Here is a 22,291-nt window from a genome sequence, read left to right as displayed (position 1 = left end):
ATTAGCAATGGAGATAAATGATATAAAAAACAAAGTGATACAGTCCATTAAAGAACATATTCGCATGGAAATTAACGATGATTTTGAGAAGGGCGATAATCTTATAGAAAGAGGATTAAGTTCTATTATGATAATGAAAATATCTAATAAGTTAAGAAAATCAGGTATTAGGATATCATTCTCTAAATTAATGGAAAAACCAACTTTTAATGAATGGGAAATGTTAATTAAGAGTGCAAAAATTAACGATAAATTTATATCAAAAGAAGCAGAAATAGTTAAGAACAAAGAATATGTTGGTATTAAATTTCCGTTAACAGATGTGCAATATGCTTACTGGGTTGGTAGAGAAGATGATCAGGTTTTGGGAGGCGTAGGGTGTCATGCCTATCTAGAAATTGATGGTAAAGATATAAATGTTAAAAAATTAAATGAAGCGTGGATAAAATTACAAAAAGATCATCCAATGTTGAGAGCAAAATTTAACAGTGATGGCACTCAGGAAATCATGGAGTCTCCTTACACAGACGAAATTAGTGTATACAACTTAGAGAATCTAGATAATAAAGAAATTAAGGATTCTTTAAATGAAATTAGAGAAAAAATATCTCATAGGAAATTAAAGGTCGAAGAAGGTGAAGTAGCAGGTCTTGGAATTGCTTTATTACCTGAGGGAAAGACAAAAATCTTTTTAGATATTGATTTGTTGGTTGCAGATGTTATGAGTCTAAGCATTATGATTAAAGAATTAACAAGAAATTATGTAGGAGAAGGTGAAAAACATTCTATAGACTATACCTTCAAAGATTATATTGGAGATAATAAAGACAATCAATTACAATTAGAAGAGGATAAGGACTTTTGGAAGACAAAAATTGAAAATGACTTTCCTATGGAAACACCTAATTTACCACTAAAAATTAGGCCTGAAATGGTTAAAGAAACTAAGTTTATTAGAAGAAAGAAAGTGGTAGATGAAGAAAGTTGGAGTGAAATAAAAAGACTAGCCTCTTTGCATAAAGTAACACCATCAATGGTTTTATTGGCCTGCTATGGTCTTGTAATAGAACGATGGACTAATCAAGAAAAGTTTTTAATAAATATGCCTTTATTTAATAGGGATACTGAAAACAGTAATTTAAGTAATATGATTGCAGATTTTACTAATTTATTATTGGTAGATTATGAGAGAAGACTAGGGGAAACATTGATACAAACTATAGAGAGGGTTAGTGAAGTATTTTTAGAGAATGTTGCCCATAGCTCATATTCTGGCGTCCAAGTTCAAAGAGATATGTATAAAGAAATAGGTAACAATAATAACGTGGCTCCTATTGTGTTTGCTTGTAATATTGATTATCCTTTAGAAACGCAAAAGTCAAGAGAAGCACTTGGGGGAATTTCATATATGATTTCTCAAACACCAGGTGTTTGGTTGGATTTTCAGACTTATGTAACAGATGAAAAGTTAATTTTATGTTGGGATGCTGTGGAAGAACTTTACCCAGAAGAATTATTAAATGATATGTTTGATGCTTTTTATGAACTCCTTATTTCCTTAACTAAAAAAGAAAATTGGGGAAAGAAAACAGATGTTTTATCTCAAAGACAAAAGGAAATTAGAAGGCAGGAAATTGAAGCTATTATTCCACTGAAATATCCAGATGAAAGAATTTACGATGGATTTATTAAAAATGTTAAATCAAATCCAAATAAAGTGGCAATTATAGACTCTTCTACAGGTGAAGAGATAAGCTATGGGGAACTTTATGATAATGCTTTAAAAATTGCTTTTTATTTACAATCAGAGGGCATAAAAAAGGGTGATTATATAGGAATAACACTTCCAAGAGGAAGTAGACAAATTTTTGCTATCTTTGGAATTTTATTTAGCGGTGCAGCATATGTACCTATAGGAATTACACAGCCTAATGAAAGAAGAAGTAAAATATATAATCAAATTGGTATAAATCACATAATAAGTGATGAAGAAACAATAATTAGTTGTTCTTTGGATAACGAAGAAGTTAAGATTATTGATTTAGATAAAGGAATGAATAGCGATAAGAAATTAGAAATGCCTGTTCAAGTTAGTCCATATGACAGTGCATACATTATTATGACATCAGGGACAACAGGAGTGCCAAAAGGCGTTGAAATAATGCACACTAGTGCTATCAACACCTGCATAGACCTGAATAAGAAATATAACATTAATACTAATGATACTGTCTTAATGGTGTCTTCTATAGATTTTGACCTTTCTGTGTTTGATATATTTGGACTTTTACATGCTGGTGGTACATTTATTACCACAAGTGAAGACAATTACAGAATTCCAGATGATTGGCTTAAATTAATTGATAGATATAACGTTACTGTTTGGGACTCAGTTCCGATACTGTTTGATATGTTAGTTACAATGGCTGAAGGTAAAAAGAGGAAATTACCTTTTAGAGTTGTTATGCTATCAGGAGATTGGATTGCTTTAAATCTACCAGGAAGATTTTATAATATGAGTAATAACTCTGTTGTTGTGGCCATGGGTGGGGCTACGGAGGCATCTATATGGTCAAACTATCTAAATGTACCTAAAGAAATTCCAAACAATTGGGCTTCGATACCGTATGGGAAACCTCTAGAGAATCAAGTATATAAGGTGGTAGATGACTTTGGTAGAACTTGTCCTAATTATTGCAAAGGTGAGTTATTAATTGGAGGAGTAGGTGTCGCTAAAGGGTACAGAGGAGATACTGAGTTAACTGATAAAAAATTCATTGTAGAAGATGATATAAGGTGGTATAGAACAGGTGATAACGGAAGAATATGGAATGATGGTACTATAGAATTTCTCGGCAGAAAAGACACTCAAGTTAAAGTTAAAGGACATAGAATAGAGCTAGGGGAAATAGAAAAGGCTATACAGTCATACAAAGGCATAGAGAATGTTGTTGTTTTAAACGTTAGAAATCCAAATATGATAGTGGCTTTTATAATAAGAAAACAACAGATAAATATTGATGAAATTTCAACATATTTAAAATCAAAAATACCGGCATACATGATTCCCAATACCTTTATAGAATTATCTAGTTTTCCGGTAAGCAAAAATAACAAAGTAGATAAGAAAAAGTTAGTTGAAAATTATTTATATTCAATAAAGAATAATCACAAAAAGATAGAAAAAGAATCTAAGGGTCAGATTTTAAATATTGAAAAACTGCTTAAAGAAATATGGGAAGATGTTTTAGATTTACATTCAATTAAAACAGATGATAATTACTTTGTAGTAGGCGGAGATTCCTTATCTGCAATTAATCTCATAGCAAGAATAGAAAATGAACTTAGTGTGGAAATTTCTGTAAAAGATATATTTGATTATCCAACGATAGAATCATTAGCAAAAGTAATTAAACGAAGAAATAGCAAAGAAAAGGATGATGATTAAATATTAAATAGGGGGAACATCATGAATTATAAAGTAGTGATATGCGGAAGTACATTTGGGTCAATGTATGTAGAAGCGATTAAACATATACCAAATATTGAATTAATCGGAATTTTATCTACTGGCAGTAACCGTTCAAAGCAGTTAGCAATCAAAGAAAATATTAAAATTTTCACTAAAGTAGATCAGATACCTGATGATATAAGTATTGGAATTGTTGCAATAAAATCATCGATACTAGGCGGTCATGGTACTGAGATTGCAAAATCACTTTTAAATAAAAAAATCAATGTAATTCAAGAACATCCTTTAAGTAGTGGAGAAATAATTGAGTGTTATAAATTATCGCTACAAAATGGAGTGAAATATAAGATAGGGGATTTATATAGTAGATTAGATTCAGTAAAAACATTTATAAAAACAGCTAATCTATTAAATAACTTAGAAAATATTGAGCATATTAGCGTATTAACATCAAGTCAAGGATTGTATTCATTAATATCCATTTTAGCTAAGGCTGTGAATGATTTTGGGGATTTTCAGATTTCAAATAAAGGCGAAGCAAATAAATATCCCTTTGCTAATATTATTGGTAAAATCAATAATACTACAGTACACATTCAAATTCATAATGAGGTCGATGATAAGCATCCAAATGATAACATGCATATTCTTCATAGAGTTATTTTCTTTTATGAAAGTGGGAGGCTGGAACTAAATGATACTTTTGGATCTGTAATATGGAGATCAAGAATGAATATTCTAAATTTCAACGATACTCTTGATGACTCTAAAAACTCCGATGTTTGCTATGTGGTATGTGATGAAAAAGAAATAGATTACTCTGAACTTATGAATATAAATTATCCTATTGCTATAGCAGAAGATATTATTTCTTTTATAGATTGTATTAACAGCAAAGACAACTCAATTAATGCACAAAAAGATTTTTTGGTTTCAGATAAATGGTCAGAATGTACAAAAATATCTGGATTCCCTAAAAGTATCAATTATGAGTTAAAACATTTTAATATAATTGATTTATTAAAAGAGCAAGGAGATGGATAGGCATGAATGTTTTAAAAAATGATGCTGATATTTTAGAGTACTTATTTGAATTGAATAAAAATGGCATACAACTTGTTTACAGTGAAGATAAGTTATATTCTAAAACGAGAAAAGCATTAGAACCGAGTGTTATAAAAGAAATAAAGGAAGTAAAAGAACCCATATTAAATTTTTACAGAAAGTATCAAAAAAGGTTTTTTGATCTAACATATATGCAAAAAGCGTATCTTATGGGAAAAGAAAAGGAAATAGCACTAAACACAGTAAATGCAACGTATTATCAAGAATTTGAAAAAGAAAATATAGATGTTAAAAAATTAGAGGAATCACTTAATTGGATTATCAACCAAAACGAAGCTCTTAGGATGGTTATTTTTAGGGAAGGAAAAGGTATTATCTCTGAAAACATACCTAACTATAATATTAAGTCCTATAAATTAGAAACCTATGAACAGAGGATAAAGTATAGGGAAGAGATGTCTCACAAAACTTATAATTATGGAACATGGCCTATGTTTGACGTTTGTGTAGGAAAATCTTTTGAAGACAAAGACATACTTCATATGATATATGATTGCTCTATACTTGATGCATGGAGTATAGATATTTTAACCAAGATGTTATTTAAAAAATATTCAGGAGAAAATATAGAAGTCCAAGATTATAATTATACAGATTATTTAAGAGATTTTAATAAACATTTAATAGCTAATAAAAACTTAATAGAAGAAGCTGATAGATATTGGACTGTTAAATCTGAGAACTTGTTTAAACCACCTGAGTTAAAAACTAAACAAGATATAAGCACTGTTAAAAGTATGACTTTCAAAACAGTCAGTTATGTTTTTGACAAGGAGACAACAAAAAAATTCAAAAGTATCGCAATGCATAACTCTGTCAGTTTTTCAAATCTAATAATTGGTGTTTACATGTGTGTATTATCAAAATACAGTTCTAACAAAGATATAGCGGTAAATTTAACGATGTTTGGGAAAAACATAAACAATAAAAAAGCATTAAATTTAATAGGTGAATTTAGCAATATTGCTTTAATAGAATATGATTCGAAAGAAAAAGATATAATAAAATCTTCAAAAAATATTCAAGAGCAAGTTATTCAAGCTTTGAATTATAGACTATATGATGGCATTAATATAATAAGGAAACTGAAAAATGGAGTAGAATACTATCCTGTGGTTGTGACAAGTATGCTAGGAGTAGATTATCAATCAATTTATAAAGGATTCGCTGAAGTTTATTGCATAAGTCAAACTCCTCAAGTAATTTTAGATCATCACATAAGAGAAATAGATGGTTGTTTAGCTATCTCGTTTGACTATGTAGTCGAATTATTTAGCGATTCTCAAATTCATAGATTATTGGAAGAGTATAAATTAATGTTAGAAGGATTAATCTAGGGGGGAATATGGTAAACAAAAATAATGTAACAAACATACCAATAAATGAAGAAATGAATTGTTCTATATTAGAATTTAAAAGCAATGAAAAATATAAACTTGGAATCTCATTTAGTATTAATAGCTTTAATAACAAAGTTATAAAGAGTTCAATTTTAAATGATAATTTAGAATATAATTTTGATACCATTGAACACGAAAGGATGAAAGCGGTAAAAAGCTTTATTTTAGAGATTTTAACAGATTTGAAAGATGAAAAATTAATAATAGATAAAAACAATAGACCTATAATTAATAAGTGGACTGAATACATTAAAGATTTTAAAGACTATGGGAAAGAAAGCGTGGAAACGAATGAGTTATACAAGTTTTTAATATCTAACAAAGGTACATTTATCAAAATGCTTCAAGATTATAACAATAGATATTTATTATTAGAAGATGAGAAATTATCTCCAAATGCTATAAGCCTTCATAGCAAAGAAAGTGAGTTAATATTAAAGCATATAGAAGATATTATATTGCAAGAAAAGAATGGTGCAAGTATCGCAATAATTGACTCTCATGAACTGTTTAAAATTCTTTCGGAAAGGCTACCAAATGAATTTGAGTGTTATTATGTTAGATTAAGCGAAGTATTAAATGATACGAAATATAACTTGGAGGATAAATATATAAATATAACTTCAATAAGTGGGGATAAGGTATCAAAGTATGATTATATAATAATGTTAAACAATATTCATAATTATGAAGAGCCAGAGACTGTGATATGTTTTTTAGAAAAACTTTTAAAAAAAGGCGGAAAATTAATTACTTCTGATTTTGATAAAATGAATTCTATGGCATTGTTATTTGGGATTTTCTATAATTTAAACAATCTTGATATTAAGAATGATGTTAGAAATGAATTTTTTTATAAGAGAGAACATATTTTGACAATATTTCAAAAAATATTTACAGAAACTAAACTTAATGTAATAGGGGAACATCACTCGTATTTACTAGAAGGATTCTGTAACTATGATTATAAGAAAATAATAACAGATATATCAAAAGACATAAATTTAGAGATGGAAGATATATCAATATTATGTAATGACATTGATGTAGAACAAATAATGCATATTTGTTCTTGCTCTGCACAACTTAAAAAAAATGAGTTGATTAATAAAGATGAAGAATTTTTAACTGCTTATGATCATGAAAAAAAGTTAAAGGAGATATGGGAGCTAAATTTAAAAAATACAAATCTTGATTTATACAATAAAAATTATTTTGAATTGGGAGGAGATAGTTTATCTGCCACCAAGTTATTAATAGAAATTAATGATGCATTTAATTGTAACATAAGTATGAAAGATATTTTTGAGAACTTGATATTTGAAGATATGTTGGAATTAATTAATAGATTGGCAGACAGCCAGGAAAGTGTAATTTATGGTGAAATATGATAGGAGTGATAGGAAGTAAAGGAAATATAGGAAATGAATGTGTGAATCTTTTAAAAAAATATGAAAAAATGCCATTTAAAGTAGGCAATAGGTCTCCAGACCTAGATTCAGATAGGTTTTATATGAGTGAACAAGTTGATATAAATAATGAGGAATCTTGTATAAAATTCCTAAAAGATTGTAGGTGTGTAATTAATTGTACATCTGTAAGAGAGATGGGAACACTATTATCTATTGCGAAAAAAACGCATACTAATGTTATTGATGTCCATCGTGACGATAAAATATATTATAGTAAAGAAAATATAGTTTATACAAATGTTGGTGTTTCTCCTGGACTGACTGAAGCAATACCTGCATTTTGTAAAATGAAATTTGGAGAAATAGAACGTTTAAAATTAATGCATATTGTAAATGATAAATTTTCGTATGAAGGTGCAAAAGAATATTTAGAATACACTTTTGGAAATGAAATATCACCAATGACATCAATAAAAAATTGTACAGTAGTTCCCAATAAATGTCTAGATACTAATATAACTATGGGAGATGAAAGCTATAAAAAACTTATTTATACTGATGACACTGTCAAAAGAATATGTTCTATACTAAACATACAAAATGCGGAGTTTTCTATATGTTTTATTAATGGACAAGTATACCAATTGTTGAAGTCCATCAAAAATATAGATATTGATATTAATGAATTGTCTAAAAATTTAGTTATAGCATCTATGCTTGACACAGAGATTTTGCCTGTCAAGGAGGAATTTGTTGTTTATGTGACAACAAAGACAAATAAGCAATATACTGTTTTATTAAAAAGCACTTCAGCTAGCAAATTAACTGCAACAGCAGCGATAGCGATGAGTATTTTTTCGTTAAAAGAAAACAGAACAGGAGTCTTTAAGATGTATGAAACTAACATGTTAATGGAAATGTTTGATATCATGAAAACTATTGACAAATCACTATTTTTCAAAATATATGATGGCATATTAGAAAATATAGATTTTAAAGATTCAGGAGTTATTGAGTAAAGGAAAAGGAGGTTTTATGGATAATTATCAATCAATAGTTGATGAATTACTAGGTTTAGGAATTGAGTTATACTTAGAAGACGATAAACTCAAGTATAAATCCTTAAGAGGGAAACCTAGTTTAGATGAAATACAGAAAATAAGTAAACATAAGGAAGGTATAAAAGAATATCTTAGAAATGTAGAAGAGCATATAAAAAATAAGGAACAGCCTTTTCCGTTGTCTCCAATTCAATCTGCATATCTAATTGGAAGAAGTGACATTTATCAGTATGGAGGTGTATCTTGTCATATATATCAGGAGATAGAATATTCAAGATTAAATAAAGATAGAGTCGAAAAAATATGGAATTTACTTATAAAAAAACATGGAATGTTAAGAGCTGTGATTTTTCAATCTGGTTTTCAACAAATATTGGAAAAAGTTAGTGATTATAATATTATTGTCGGTTCAAGGGATTATATAAGGAATAGTCTTGAATGCAAACAGTATGAACTAGGTTCTTGGCCAATGTTTGATATAGGCTTATCTAGCGATGGTAATAATTCAGTTTTACACATATCAATAGATTTCATTATCTCAGATTGGTCAGGGATTATGCAGTTGCTTTCAGAATTTGAAGATTATTATTTTAATAAAGCCTTAGAAGAATATTCTGAAGAAAAGTATACTTTTAGAAATTACAGAATTGATGAAATAAAGAATGCTTTAAGAGTGGATTCAAAAAAAAGTCAATTGTTTTGGCAAAGAAAACTGAATAAAATTTATGAATCACCAATTTTACCAACAAAAAGTGATTACTATTTAAAAAAACACGAATTAAATAGATTTAAAAGATTACATTTCATGCTTAGCAAAACTCAATGGAATTCAATTAGAAAAATATCCCAAAATGTTGGAGTCACACCAACTGCTACAATAATGGCGGCATATGCTGTAACACTAAAAAAATATAGTATAAATAAAAACATGACTATAAATATGACAAACTTTAGCAAGACTAACTACAACGAATATACTAAAAAACTTATAGGAGATTTCACTAATACTCTATTAATATCTATTAAAGATAATATGAAAGATGGGTTTATTAATTATACAAGAAATTTGAATAATATACTTTTTGAGGCATTGGATAATAAAAGTTATTCTGGTGTTGATGTAATAAGGGATCTTTCAAATATGAAGCATAAAGAAATCTTAATGCCATATGTTTTTACAAGTGCTATAGGGTTGCCTAAAATAGACTTTATTGGAAAATTTGATTATGGTATATCTCAGAGTCCTCAGGTATTTATAGATTGTCAATGTAGTGAGTTCGGTGATGGCTTGCAAATTAATTGGGACATACGTGAAGGCGTATTTGATGAAAGATTAATAGAAGAAATGTTTTATGATTTTAAGTCTTTAGTAGTTAAATTATCACAGAACACTGAGAATTGGCACAAAGATGAAAAAGCACTCGTTAATTATAACACCAGATTGACAAAATATGATATTCTTGGATTGGATGGGAATTATTGCCCTAGATTATGTGTAGGTAAAATTGAGAGACACGATAATACTTTTGATGAATTTACAGGAAAGTATGGATGGGAAAATTTTTCTGGAGAAATAATTTGTAGTGATAGCATAGATGAAAAAAGCCTATATTATTCTTATATATTAAGTGAAATAGAAACATATCTTCTATCGCTGGATGAAGTTTTCAATGTGAAAATTGATTTTGAAAATAGAAACCTAAAGAAGCCTAAAATAGCTATTTATTTAAAAGTAAGGTTTATGTCATTAAAATCTATTATTTATAAAAACAAATTTATGGACAATAAATGGTTGCTAGTCAGTTCAGATTGTAATCCAATTAAATATGATTTTTACAATGTAGAATTAGGTAAATTAAATGATGCTAAAAATTTAAGTACAGAAGAAAGAAACTATGTTTTGGAGAATTCAAATTTTATACCAAAAGATTTTTTAGACTTTATAGATAGATATTTCGAACTGCAGTATATCGTTGGTTATCATATGGAGAATGTAGAGTTTATCAGTAATGATTTATTAGAGAAATTAGAAGAAGTAAAATTGAACGAAAAAAACATAAACTATATTTCCGAGTCAGATGTTGAGTTAACAAAAAAAATACAAGAATTACTTTCAGAAGTCATTGATGTTACAAACATAGATTCTGAGGAAGATTTATATTCACTAGGGGTAAATTCATTAATAATAACTAAGATCTCAACACAGCTTATAGAAAAATTTAACTTAAAATTAAGATTTGAACAAGTATTAAGAAAACTATTAATGTCTCCATCTATAAGTACTATTAGAGAAATAGTCTTAAATGAAGATAATTATACTAATGAAGGGATGAAAGATCATTCTAAATTAGATAAAATGATTACGGTAAAATCCTTTAAAGAAAATGAGAATAAATGTAATTCAAAAATAAGGGTTGTTTTACATGGAGCATTTGGGGGAACACGCTTACTAGATAAATTGATAGATGAATTGGTTAGTCAAGGGCAAGGAGATGTTTACTTGATGGCTGTTTCGGATGTAAATAAATTTTTGCGAATTGATTCAAAAATATTAGTAAGGGAGTTAGCTAAAGAATTTTTTGAGGAAATAAGTAAAATTAAATTTAGAGAAATCCAGATTATAGGTTATAGTTTTAGTGGGAATGTTGCTTTGGAGTTAGGTTCAATGCTTTTGGAAAATGGTATTGCAGTAGAAAACTTATCTATAATAGAGGGTAGTAGTTTTCCCGATATAGATATTTGTAGTATAATAACAGATTTGAATTTTTTGAATGCGTTTGGAATTACTTTACAAGATTTCGGAATACAACAAAGTACAGTTATTCAAGACATGAGAAATCAAGGAGTTAATGATTTTTCTATTCAAAGCATTATTGATTGTTTAGAAAAACCAAACGATAAAAAGATTATTAGTGATTTGAATTCAAAAAGTGAGGAAGAAAGATTAAATATTTATTCAAATATGCTAGATAAATCAAAAAACTCTTATATACCGCATGAATTATTTAAGGAAGCATTTTTAACTTTTAAAAAATCATATGAGGCTCAGCATTATATGCCAAACATTTACTTTGGCGATATTGATTATTATATTACAACGAATCATGAAGGAGCTTTTGGAGATTTTGAAGAACTTCTAAAAATTTGGGATTCTATTTTAGTAGGTAAGGTAAACAAGAAATATATAGAAGGAAATCATTATAGTATTATTCAAGATGATAAGCAAGTATTAGAGTTAGCTAATATGTTAACAATAAAATAAGGAGGAAAAAATGAAAAATTTAAGAGGAAAAGATGTTATTACGATAGGTATATTTACTGCAATATATTTTGCAATCAATTTTGGTTTTATGCTTTTAGGAGGTCTTCATCCATTAATGTGGGTGCTTATGCCTGGTTTTATAGCTTTAGTTGGTTCTATCCCATATATGATTATGGTTCAAAAAGTTAAAAAAACAGGAGCAGTCATAATAATGGGGGTTATTGTTGCTATAATATACTATTTAACTGGTCAATTTAGTTTAATAATAATTGCATCATTAGCAATTGCCAGTATATTGGCAGAGCTAATAAGATACCTATCAAAGTATGATAGTTATAAAGGGGATTCACTTTCATATGCTTTTTTTTCACTAGGTATGATAGGTTCTCCAGCACAAGTATGGATTTTAAAAGATGAATTCATATCAAAAATGCTTGAAAATGGAATGCCAGTAGATTATGTTAATACATTAAAAAGCTTTATTAATACACCAATGTTAATTGTGTTAATTGTAACACCATTTGTTTTTGGATTATTATCTTGTGGGATTTTAAAATCATTTCTATATAAAAATTTTGAGGCGAGAAATTAAAATGTTCAGGCGATTAAAATTAGATCCTAGAACCTCAATAATACTGCTTTTATTGGTAAATATATTTTTCTTTAAAAGTAGAACGGTGGCAAGTGAATTAGTTTTAATGAGCTATTTGTTGATTATATTGACGGTTTGCGGAAATTTTAAATCGGGATTAAAAGTATATTTAACTTTTATTACTTTTTTAATAATAAATTATTTTGTTTTTCCCCATTCACCCAAGTGGATTGTAACGACATTTATTGTACCTGTTTCTTATGCAAGGAAGATTTTTCCTTGCATAATGGCAGGAACATTGTTATACAAAACGGTGACTGTAAGAGGAATTGCAGGAGTTTTTAGAAAATTTAAATTCTCAGAAAATTTTATTTTAGCATTTATGATAACTTATAGATATTTTCCCACATTAAGACAAGATATACATTGTGTTAGAGAATCAATGAAAATAAGGGGGATTAGTATGATTAAAAACATGGATATATTTGTTGTACCTATAATAAATTCTGCGATTGATATGTCTGAAGAGTTATCTAAGGCAGCTGTAACACGAGGAGTTGAGAATCCAGGTAGAAAAACAACAATAATTGATTTTAAATTTACTGTTTATGATGTATTAGTGATTTTATCTGTTGTTTTAATTATGGCTATATTTTAGGTGAGTTGTAATGGATTATATTAATATAAATGATGTAACTTGTACATCTAAAACGGGATATAAAATATTAAAAGACATCAATTTGAATGTTGAAAAAGGGGAATGTATACTACTTATGGGACTAAGTGGTTCAGGCAAAACCTCATTGACTAAATTAATAAATGGAATTATACCACATTTTGAAGAACAAACTGACTTTGTTGGAGAAGTTTTAATAGATGGAGAATCTACTAGAAATATATCACAATATAAAATTTCAGAAAAAGTTGGTTCAATATTTCAAAATCCAAAATCTCAATTTTTTAATTCTGATGTTGAGGGAGAAATTGTATTTGGCCCTGAAAACATGGGAGCTGATCCAGAGTTAATAAAAAAAAGCTTGAAAAAAACTATTAATAGATTAAACATAGATAGATTACTGGGGAAAAATGTCATCTCATTGTCAAGTGGAGAAAAACAAATTTTAGCTTTTGCATCTATTTTTGCATTAAACACAGATATTGTCGTATTGGATGAACCATCTTCAAATCTTGATATGGATACAATTGAAACGATAAAAAATAATATTGAAATATTTAAAAAAGAAGGCAAGACAATTATAGTTGCAGAACATCGATTATATTATTTAAAAGATATAATTGATAAAGCATATTATATAGACGAAGGTATAATTAAGGATTGTTTTACACAAGAAGAGATAAAATTATTTAACTCAAAAAAAGAAAATAATCTCAAAATTAGAACTTTATCTACTCCGAAGTTGAAAGTTCTTGAAAAAGAATTTAATAAAAATGATGAGTATGTATGTGAAGATTTATCGTATACAATAAATGGAAATTTCATATTTAAAGATATTAATATTTCTTTGAATAGAGGTGAAGTATTAGGTATAGTTGGGAAAAATGGTATAGGAAAAACAAGTCTGTTAAAGTGTATTTCAGGACTTATGAAGAAAAATACAGGAAGTGTTTTTTTAAACAATAAACTTTTAAATAATAAAGATAGATTAAAAAATACATACCTTGTAACACAAGACATTAATTCACAATTATTCACTCGAAGTGTAAAAGAAGAGTGTGAATTAAATTTGCCTGAGTATAGATTAAATCAGGTAGATATAGTTCTTAACAGGCTTGGATTAGATAAATATAAAGATAAGCATCCAATGTCGCTTTCAGGAGGACAAAAACAAAGGTTAACAATTGCCTTAGCTCTACTTTCAGATAAAGAAATCATAATCTTTGATGAGCCTACAAGTGGCTTAGATTTCAAAAATATGATAATTGTATCAGAAGCTATAAAAGATTTGGCGAAAAAATCCAATAAAGTTGTAATTGTTGTTTCGCATGATTATGAGTTTTTAAACAATGTAGCAGATGGGATATATAAAATGGTTTGAAAATAGGAATGAGAAGGATAGTAAAAAAATTTTACCATCCTTCTCATATTATATATAATAATCATTTGTTTAGGTTAATCATTTGTTTAACTTCTATGGGATATACACCTTTATATCTTTTGTAAAGCTTACTAAATCGGCTAGGTGAAGTATAGCCTACTGTTTTTGAAATATATCTAATTTCTAGGTCCGTATTTAACAATAGCTGTTCTGCTATATTCATTCTTTTTCTTTGGGTAAATTCTGTAATACTCAAATTGGTTTTTTTCTTAAAACTTTCCTTTAACTTTGTTCCACTCATACAAGCGATTTTTTCTAGAAGTGATTGAGGTATGTTGCTAGAATAATGATCGCTAATATATCTTTCTACATTCTCAATAAGTTTTTCATCTTCTGTCGAAAGAGGCTTAAAATTTTTTAAATCTTCACTAGTCTCAACAGTTATATGAAACCACTCTTTTACCTTTTCCTCAAAGAAAAGTTTAGCTTCAATATTTTCAAGTTTACAAGTCAAAATATCTTTAACAATCCTACTTATTGGATTAACAATTGAATTTTTAGATTGAAAAAATATATCTTTTAAATCATCTATATTATTTGAGTAAGAATATGGTGGATAGTATTTTTCTAAAAAACTTTTTTTAAATTTTACACCTACAAGAAACAATCTAGAATTTTTATGTATAAGATATCTATTCTTTTTGTCTCTTGGATCCATAACAAACATAGAAAAAGGTTCAATTGACTGATAGTGATTAAACCATTCTCCGTTTCCAGATATTACAAAATTGGAAATTAATGCAACATAATTTTGCATTGATTCAAGGGCATCTTCTACAAAATCTTCTTTTATGAAAAGATTATGAATGTCTATTATAAAGTCGCTACTTTCGTAATACCAGTAATAACCATTATATAATTTCGTATTAGCTATATAATACCTCCCTAGAGGATGAAAATAATTCTCGTCTTTTAATTCCGATGAAACATAAGCATTTATTAAACTTTCAAAATTTTCCATACAAACCTCCAATAACACGTTTAGACATATAAACCTATATATATTGTAAAACAAACGAAAATATTTTACAATATATTTATGATAAAAGTTATCAAGTAATTCGTATTTTTTATTTGAAATTTATCAAAATATTATTAAGGGGGTAAATATGAAAATTTACAAAAGGCTTTTTTCCTATGTGCCTGAGGGAAAACATAATGGATATATAGCAGTTTTCTTATCAGTACTATCTGCGTTTCTGATGGTGTACGGATATTCATTGTTGTATAAATTTTTAAGAAGTTCAATTGTTGAGGAGGATTTATTAGTTGCTAAAGCAATGTCTATTCAAACTGTTTTGTGTTTGACGTTGGGAGCTTTGGTATATTTACTATCAGGTTTATTTTCCCATAAGCTCGGATTTCGTTTAGAAACTAATTTGAGAAAGAAAGGGATAGATGGACTTACAGGAGCAAGTTTTCGTTTTTATGACTTAAATCCATCTGGAATTATAAGAAAAACTATTGATGATAATGCAGCTAAAACTCATACGGCAGTAGCACATATGATACCAGATAATTCACAAGCTTTTTTAATTCCAGTCTTATCTTTAATACTTGCCTTTTCTATTAGTAGTAGAGTGGGAATAGTTATTCTCATATTAACAATAGTGGGTGCTACTATCTTAAAAAACATGATGGGTGGAGGAGAGTTTATGAAACTTTATCAGGATTCTCTAGAAGCTTTAAGTGGTGAAACAGTAGAATATGTTAGAGGAATGCAGGTTGTTAAAATATTTGGAGCTACTGTAGCGTCTTTTAAAAATCTTTATAAGGCGATTAAGGATTACTCTAAGTATGCTCTTGATTACTCTATTAGTTCTAAAAAACCTTATGTTTTATATCAGTGGATATTTTTTGGCATTATTGCAATTTTATCTATTCCATTAGTTTTTACTATAAATAAAGTAAATAATGCTAATTTGCTTGTTGTTGAACTATTCATGATTTTATTTTTAAGTGGGGTAATGATGGTTTCATTTATGAAAATCATATGGGCTAACATGAATATTTTTAATGCTAGGTATGCTGTAGATACTTTGGAAGATTTATATAAAAAAATGAGTGAAGATAAATTGTCTTATGGAGAGAATAGTGATTTCAAAAATTATAATATAGAGTTTGATAATGTAACATTCGGCTACAATGGAAATAAAGTATTAGAAAACTTATCATTTAAATTACAAGAGGGAAAAAAATATGCTTTGGTGGGTCATTCAGGGTCAGGTAAATCGACTATTGTAAAGCTATTATCTGGTTTTTACAAAGTAGATAGTGGTAGTATAAAGATTGGAGAGAGACCCTTAGAATCTTATAGTAAAGATGCTCTAATAAATACAATTTCTTTTGTTTTTCAGGATAGCAAACTTTTTAAGAAATCTATTTACGAAAATGTTGCTCTTGCTAATAGAAAGGCAAGTAGGGAAGAAGTAATGAAGGCCATGGAACTTGCAGGTTGTAATGTTATTTTAAATAAGTTTCCTGAAAGGGAGAATACCATGATTGGCTCAAAAGGAGTCTATTTATCAGGAGGAGAAAAACAGAGAATTGCTATTGCAAGAGCCTTGCTCAAAAAATCTAAAATTGTAATTATGGATGAAGCTAGTGCTTCTATTGATCCAGACAATGAGTATGAACTTCAAAAGGCCTTTAAAAACCTTATGAAAGATAAAACAGTTATTATGATTGCCCATAGGATGAGTAGTATTCGTTCTGTTGATGAAATTTTAGTTTTAGAGAATGGAGAAATAATTGAAAGAGGCAGTGATCAAGAACTTATTTCAAAAGGTGGAAAATATAAGGAATTATTAGAGCTTTATGATAGTGCAAATCAATGGAGGGTTAAAGATGAGGAAATTTTATAAAAAACGCTTTTGTCTGACTGATAAAGGGGCTAAAGCTCTTACTAAATCTACTATATCAAGTTTCTTGGTCTACTGTATTAATATGGTTCCTGCCTTTATTTTAATGATGTTAACAGATCAGCTTCTTTTGAAAAATGTTAAAAGCCCTTATTTATATTTTGGCGTTTCTGTTGTTACATTAGTAATAATGTATGTTTTGTTAGCCAAAGAATATGATGATCTTTATACTACAACTTATGAAGAGAGTGCTAATTTAAGAATAGATATTGCTGAAACTCTATCAAAACTTCCCCTATCCTACTTTTCAAAACATAATTTATCAGATATATCTCAAACGATTATGGCTGATGTGGAAAAAGTAGAACATGCTATGAGTCATTCAATACCTAAAGTAGGAGGAATGGTCTTATTTTTCCCACTAATTGGAATTATGCTAATGATAGGCAATTTTAAGATGGGGCTAGCAGTAATGATCCCAACTATTTTAAGTTTTATACTAATACCTATTGCTAAAAAGTCGCAGGTAAAAGGAAACGAGAAATATCACAAGGTACTTAGAGAAAACTCAGAAAAATTCCAAGAAACTATTGAACTTCAACAAGAAATAAATAGTTTCAACTTATCTGATGAAGTGAAGACATCACTTTATAAACAGATGGATGAAAGTGAAAAAATACATTTAAAAGTGGAAGAGAGTTCTATTATAACATTAGGTTTATCTACTATGTTTTCTTTCGTAAGTATAGCAGTAGTTAGTTATGTTGGTATTAGCCTTATTCTATCTGGGGAGATTGACATTTTATATCTCTTAGGTTATTTAATGGCTGCCATAAAGATAAAAGATATTTTCGATTTATCAAAAGAAGGATTATTAGAAGTGTTCTCTATAGATCCAAGTGTTGAAAGGATTAGGGAGATTAAGGAAACAAAAATTCAAGAGGGTAAAGATGTAGAACTGAATATGTTTGATATAGTCTTTAAAAATGTAGCTTTTTCTTATGATGATAATCAGGTTTTAAAGGACATTAGCTTTACTGCGAAACAGGGAGAGGTAACGGCTCTAGTTGGAGCTTCTGGCTCTGGAAAGACAAGTATATTAAGATTAATATCAAGATTATATGATTATGATAAAGGTCAAATTTTAATAGATGGAAAGGATATAAAAAACATTTCCACAGATTCTTTATTTAAGAAAATATCTATTGTTTTTCAAGATGTTACTTTATTTAACTCATCTATATTAGAAAATATTCGTATAGGTAAAAAAGATGCCAGCGATGAAGAAGTTATCAAGGCAGCTACCCTTGCAAATTGTATGGATTTTATTAATAAACTTCCTAATGGATTAGATACAGTTATAGGGGAAAATGGGTCAGAGCTTTCTGGTGGTGAAAGACAAAGGCTTTCTATTGCAAGAGCTTTTTTAAAGGATGCACCAATTCTTATATTAGATGAAATATCAGCAAGTCTTGATGTGGACAATGAAAAGAAAATTCAAGAAAGTTTGAATAAATTAATAAAGGATAAAACAGTTATTATTATTTCCCATAGATTAAAATCTATTGAAAATGTAGATAAAATCATAGTCATAGAAAATGGACATGTGGAAAGCCAAGGCAATCACAAAGAACTGATAGAAGAATCAAAATTGTATAACAATTTATTAGAAAAAACGAAATTAGCAGAAGAATTTATATATTGAGGGGATTAAAAATGAAACAAAACATGAAAGAACAGTTGTTGACCAAGAAGCCATTGTCTTTAATGTTTCAATTATCTATACCAGCAGTAATTGGGATGGTAGTTATAGGCCTATATCCACTTATGGATGGAATATTTGCAGGACAGATAATAGGGGAAAATGCCATGGCAGCTTGTTCAATAGCCATGCCACTTACATTTTTTAATAATGGGATTGCAACGCTTATAGGGATAGGTTCGGCATCGATTTTATCAAGAGCCATGGGAAAAGGTGATAAAGATACTATAGACAAACTTATGGGAAATCTTATCTATTGGGTTATCTTTTTTTCAACGATTATAACAATAGGAGGAATACTTCTAGGACCATATTTTTTAGATTTAATTGGAGCAACAGGAGAAATAAAGGCATTAGGTATAAGATATTTAAGAATAATATTTCTAGGCTCAATTTTTGTAAACTTTACCCAGTCAGCCAATATGGTTATGCGTGGTGAAGGGCTTATGAAAAGAGCAATGAGTATCATGGGACTAGGTGCCTTTATCAATATAGTTCTTGATCCAATACTAATGAAATTAATGGGTGATTATGCCATTGAGGGAGCAGCTATAGCAACTGTAACAGCACAAATAATTCAAGCTGTTATTACTCTTTATTATTTTAAGAATAAAAGTGAAAATGTAAAAATAGGGAAAATAAAAAAAGAAAAAGATATATCAAAGGAAATGTTTGGAGTAGGAGTATCAGCTATGATCATGCAAGTATTTTTCATGGTTCAGCAAACATTGCTTTATAGACAAGCTTTTAGATATGGAGGAGATCCAAATGCAATATTAATGTCAGCAACTTTGAGATTTTATGGATTTTCATTTATACCAATTTGGGGAATGAGTCAGGGGTTACAGCCGATTATTGGTACAAACTTTGGAGCAAAACAATACGATAGAGTAAAGGAAACTATGAAGATATTTTCTATAGGAGGAACAGTACTTGCAGCAATTTTTTGGTTACCAGCACAAGTATTTTCAAAACAGTTACTTGGTTTATTTAAAGTAAGTCAGGATATAATTTCAAGTGGAGTTAATAATTTCAGAATATTCTATTCAGTATTTATTCTTTATGGAATTATGATTATGACAATAACTTTTTTCCAAGCGATAGGGGATGGAAAAAAAGCTGGAATGATTGTAATGCTAAGACAGTTAATACTACTTGTTCCAGCCTTACTTATATTGCCAAGAATATTTGGAGCAGGGGCTGTTTGGTGGACAGAACCGGTTGTAGATTTTACTATGATAATGGTAGGTTTAGTAATGCAAGCCAAGGCTCTTTCAAATATGAATGTAAATAATTAAAGATTTGATTTTTATAATATTTTTATGGGAAAAATAATATATCAGTAAAGAAAATTGAAAGATTACCTGCTAATAAAAGAAAATTACAAATACAAGAAACTAGTGTAGAAGTATTTATTTCTAAAGGTTTTGCATAGACAACAAAGACAGACATATAAACAAGCAGGAATAAGCGCAGGATGTTTGTATAACTATTGAAAAATAAGAATTATATTTTATCTGAATTGATTTTTGAAAGATTTAGTCTTATAAATTTTCTAGAATTGACATTGAATGAGGTAGATAGAGTTTTTAATACAAACATTAGAAAAAAATTATAGATAATATGTTCAAATGTCATGAATTTAGGTTTATATATGCCATATTTTTAGTTGAATCTGAAGCTAATCAAAATTGAATAAACAAATAAAACTAAGGTTTATAGATTATTTTAACAAGAAAAACTTGGATAAGTTCATATGCTTGGAAGGAAATAAATTTTATGAGAATCTAGAGCTATTAACACTTTCTGTAGAATTTTTAGATATGAAGCAGAATTAATGCAAATATATCTACTTTTAGTGATATATATAAATGTGATGGAGGTAGATATATCAATGAATAAAACTATAAATAAAACCACGATAAGAATACCTATCTATTTTAATATCATGTTTATGTTAACTTTTTAGGTTTAACAGAAAACAGTTTTTAGTTTTAAAACTCCTATTTTTCAGAGGACTCGACATGCCTAAATGCCGTAGTCCTCCTTTTTTATGCTCAAAAATCGAAAAACGAGTAAAAAAAGGAGGACCAAAGGATGTCAGATAATGATAAAGAAAAATACATTTATATTAAGGGTAAAAAAATATATGTACCTGATGAAGTGTATAGAGCATATAAAAAAGAGATTAATCATGAAGCTCATTTGAATCGACTGGATATAAAGCATGGTGTATTTCATTTTGGAGATTTTAATACAAGTGTTGTAGATATTGCAGATAATACAGTTGATGTTGAAAAAATCATTGAAACCAAAATGCGTATAGAAGATTTGTATCGTGCATTAGACAGTCTAAATGACGAAGAGAGAAACCTAATTAAATCACTGTATTTTGAGGATAAAACTCTCACAGAAGTTGCAAAGAAAGAAGATACAAATCCAATGAAAATCAGTAGATTAAGAAATAAGATTTTAGAGAAACTGAGAAAACTTTTGGATAGGTAAATCAAATAGAGGGCAGGGGAAAATCTCTCTGTCCTCTATTTTTTAAAAAATTTCAAAAAAATATTCAAAAAAGTGTTAAAAATTGTCCTGAAAGTAAGGTTTATATATAGAGGGACTTTTAAAACCTCGTTATATATAGATTTGAACCTTGACAACTGAATAGACCAAGACAGGACATTAACCATTTGTGGAGCTTTATAATTTCTTCGCCATAACTTTTCTGCTGATAAGGATTTCGGTTTAAATAAATACTCTAGTTAAAAGAAGGATAAAAGAAAACGAGCGACAAAAAGAAATTATATATTCAGCCTAGGAAACTGATGCGTTGAAGCAAATGGGGATAATGATACTTCTACAGTTGTTGCCGGCTCATCTTGAAAAGGGGCGGTGGTGAAATTCCAATGTCGTGACCTACACGCCTGTTAATGTCAAAAAACTTAAAAATATTGAAGATAAGGAGAAGGTATTATGTGTGATGAACATAATATAAATACAGAAATGAAAACAGATAAAAAAGATAAACAGATGATAAATCAAATTGATGGTTGGAATATAGAAGTTAAATTTAATGAAAATGGATTTAGTTTAGAAAATTTAGTAGAGGAATACATCAAAGAAAAATTTTCTGTCTATTAGGGGCTGACAAAAAATATAAGGAGCGTTATAATATTTTTGTGGAAGCCTAACCTTGGTTCGATTTATTGTATGTAAATTGAATTAAA

Annotated in this window: 15 protein-coding genes; 14 read left to right on the top strand and 1 reads right to left on the bottom strand. The window is 28.6% G+C overall.

Translation table 11 applies throughout. From position 1 onward, the window contains the following. Positions 1-7: 7 nt before the first annotated feature. Genes ASHG_RS02980 through ASHG_RS02935 form a run of 9 tightly spaced genes read left to right on the top strand, consistent with a single transcriptional unit; the run spans position 8 to position 14,381 of the window. Positions 8-3,448 carry a non-ribosomal peptide synthetase gene (locus ASHG_RS02980; protein WP_082705783.1) on the top strand — a complete coding sequence of 1,147 codons (3,441 nt, stop codon included), beginning with the start codon at positions 8-10 and terminating at the stop codon, positions 3,446-3,448. A gap of 21 nt (positions 3,449-3,469) precedes the next feature. After that, on the top strand, positions 3,470-4,516 hold the full coding sequence (locus tag ASHG_RS02975) for a Gfo/Idh/MocA family oxidoreductase (protein ID WP_040397439.1): 1,047 nt from the start codon (positions 3,470-3,472) through the stop codon (positions 4,514-4,516). Positions 4,517-4,518: 2 nt separating this feature from the next. Continuing rightward, positions 4,519-5,934: a condensation domain-containing protein gene (locus ASHG_RS02970; protein WP_040397437.1), complete on the top strand. Its 1,416-nt coding sequence runs from the start codon at positions 4,519-4,521 to the stop codon at positions 5,932-5,934. Positions 5,935-5,942: 8 nt separating this feature from the next. Then, the gene (locus tag ASHG_RS02965; RefSeq protein ID WP_040397435.1) at positions 5,943-7,388 is read left to right on the top strand and encodes an acyl carrier protein; all 1,446 of its coding nucleotides are present in this window, start codon (positions 5,943-5,945) and stop codon (positions 7,386-7,388) included. Next, positions 7,385-8,428 carry a hypothetical protein gene (locus ASHG_RS02960; protein WP_040397434.1) on the top strand — a complete coding sequence of 348 codons (1,044 nt, stop codon included), beginning with the start codon at positions 7,385-7,387 and terminating at the stop codon, positions 8,426-8,428. The genes ASHG_RS02965 and ASHG_RS02960 overlap by 4 nt, the downstream gene beginning before the upstream one ends. Positions 8,429-8,444: 16 nt before the next feature. Next, a complete protein-coding gene (locus ASHG_RS08715; RefSeq protein ID WP_051145867.1) occupies positions 8,445-11,732 on the top strand; it encodes a condensation domain-containing protein in 3,288 nt (1,095 codons plus the stop codon). 10 nt (positions 11,733-11,742) lie between these two features. Further along, on the top strand, positions 11,743-12,324 hold the full coding sequence (locus ASHG_RS02945; RefSeq protein WP_040397431.1) for an MptD family putative ECF transporter S component: 582 nt from the start codon (positions 11,743-11,745) through the stop codon (positions 12,322-12,324). A gap of 1 nt (position 12,325) precedes the next feature. Next, positions 12,326-12,982: an energy-coupling factor transporter transmembrane component T gene (locus ASHG_RS02940; protein ID WP_002839659.1), complete on the top strand. Its 657-nt coding sequence runs from the start codon at positions 12,326-12,328 to the stop codon at positions 12,980-12,982. 10 nt (positions 12,983-12,992) lie between these two features. Next, the gene (locus ASHG_RS02935; RefSeq protein WP_040397429.1) at positions 12,993-14,381 is read left to right on the top strand and encodes an ABC transporter ATP-binding protein; all 1,389 of its coding nucleotides are present in this window, start codon (positions 12,993-12,995) and stop codon (positions 14,379-14,381) included. A gap of 61 nt (positions 14,382-14,442) precedes the next feature. Here the strand turns inward: ASHG_RS02935 and ASHG_RS02930 are convergent, their stop codons facing one another. Further along, positions 14,443-15,402, bottom strand: coding sequence for a helix-turn-helix domain-containing protein (locus ASHG_RS02930; protein WP_002839666.1), 960 nt, complete (start codon positions 15,400-15,402; stop codon positions 14,443-14,445). A gap of 148 nt (positions 15,403-15,550) precedes the next feature. Here ASHG_RS02930 and ASHG_RS02925 point away from each other — a divergent pair, with 148 nt between their 5' ends. From ASHG_RS02925 to ASHG_RS02905, 5 genes are all read left to right on the top strand, one after another. Then, on the top strand, positions 15,551-17,305 hold the full coding sequence (locus ASHG_RS02925) for an ABC transporter ATP-binding protein (protein ID WP_002839670.1): 1,755 nt from the start codon (positions 15,551-15,553) through the stop codon (positions 17,303-17,305). Further along, positions 17,289-19,007, top strand: coding sequence for an ABC transporter ATP-binding protein (locus tag ASHG_RS02920; RefSeq protein ID WP_202898853.1), 1,719 nt, complete (start codon positions 17,289-17,291; stop codon positions 19,005-19,007). The genes ASHG_RS02925 and ASHG_RS02920 overlap by 17 nt, the downstream gene beginning before the upstream one ends. Positions 19,008-19,018: 11 nt before the next feature. Next, on the top strand, positions 19,019-20,362 hold the full coding sequence (locus tag ASHG_RS02915) for an MATE family efflux transporter (protein ID WP_036746758.1): 1,344 nt from the start codon (positions 19,019-19,021) through the stop codon (positions 20,360-20,362). A 799-nt stretch (positions 20,363-21,161) separates the two neighbouring features. Next, on the top strand, positions 21,162-21,569 hold the full coding sequence (locus tag ASHG_RS02910) for a sigma-70 family RNA polymerase sigma factor (protein ID WP_040397425.1): 408 nt from the start codon (positions 21,162-21,164) through the stop codon (positions 21,567-21,569). A 468-nt stretch (positions 21,570-22,037) separates the two neighbouring features. After that, a complete protein-coding gene (locus tag ASHG_RS02905) occupies positions 22,038-22,205 on the top strand; it encodes a hypothetical protein (RefSeq protein WP_000332792.1) in 168 nt (55 codons plus the stop codon). Positions 22,206-22,291 lie beyond the last annotated feature (86 nt).

The sequence above is a fragment of the Anaerococcus senegalensis JC48 genome (assembly GCF_000321005.1).
In the GTDB taxonomy this organism is placed as follows: domain Bacteria; phylum Bacillota; class Clostridia; order Tissierellales; family Peptoniphilaceae; genus Anaerococcus; species Anaerococcus senegalensis.
Note: the sequence above shows the minus strand (reverse complement) of the source record. Positions and strands in the feature narration are given on the sequence as shown.

Excerpts from the sequence above, each read along its gene's own strand:
- ASHG_RS02980 (WP_082705783.1), top strand. The coding sequence starts at position 8 with ATGGAGATAAATGATATAAAAAACAAAGTGATACAGTCCATTAAAGAA.
- ASHG_RS02975 (WP_040397439.1), top strand. The coding sequence starts at position 3,470 with ATGAATTATAAAGTAGTGATATGCGGAAGTACATTTGGGTCAATGTAT.
- ASHG_RS02970 (WP_040397437.1), top strand. The coding sequence starts at position 4,519 with ATGAATGTTTTAAAAAATGATGCTGATATTTTAGAGTACTTATTTGAA.
- ASHG_RS02965 (WP_040397435.1), top strand. The coding sequence starts at position 5,943 with ATGGTAAACAAAAATAATGTAACAAACATACCAATAAATGAAGAAATG.
- ASHG_RS02960 (WP_040397434.1), top strand. The coding sequence starts at position 7,385 with ATGATAGGAGTGATAGGAAGTAAAGGAAATATAGGAAATGAATGTGTG.
- ASHG_RS08715 (WP_051145867.1), top strand. The coding sequence starts at position 8,445 with ATGGATAATTATCAATCAATAGTTGATGAATTACTAGGTTTAGGAATT.
- ASHG_RS02945 (WP_040397431.1), top strand. The coding sequence starts at position 11,743 with ATGAAAAATTTAAGAGGAAAAGATGTTATTACGATAGGTATATTTACT.
- ASHG_RS02940 (WP_002839659.1), top strand. The coding sequence starts at position 12,326 with ATGTTCAGGCGATTAAAATTAGATCCTAGAACCTCAATAATACTGCTT.
- ASHG_RS02935 (WP_040397429.1), top strand. The coding sequence starts at position 12,993 with ATGGATTATATTAATATAAATGATGTAACTTGTACATCTAAAACGGGA.
- ASHG_RS02930 (WP_002839666.1), bottom strand. The coding sequence starts at position 15,402 with ATGGAAAATTTTGAAAGTTTAATAAATGCTTATGTTTCATCGGAATTA.
- ASHG_RS02925 (WP_002839670.1), top strand. The coding sequence starts at position 15,551 with ATGAAAATTTACAAAAGGCTTTTTTCCTATGTGCCTGAGGGAAAACAT.
- ASHG_RS02920 (WP_202898853.1), top strand. The coding sequence starts at position 17,289 with ATGAGGAAATTTTATAAAAAACGCTTTTGTCTGACTGATAAAGGGGCT.
- ASHG_RS02915 (WP_036746758.1), top strand. The coding sequence starts at position 19,019 with ATGAAACAAAACATGAAAGAACAGTTGTTGACCAAGAAGCCATTGTCT.
- ASHG_RS02910 (WP_040397425.1), top strand. The coding sequence starts at position 21,162 with ATGTCAGATAATGATAAAGAAAAATACATTTATATTAAGGGTAAAAAA.
- ASHG_RS02905 (WP_000332792.1), top strand. The coding sequence starts at position 22,038 with ATGTGTGATGAACATAATATAAATACAGAAATGAAAACAGATAAAAAA.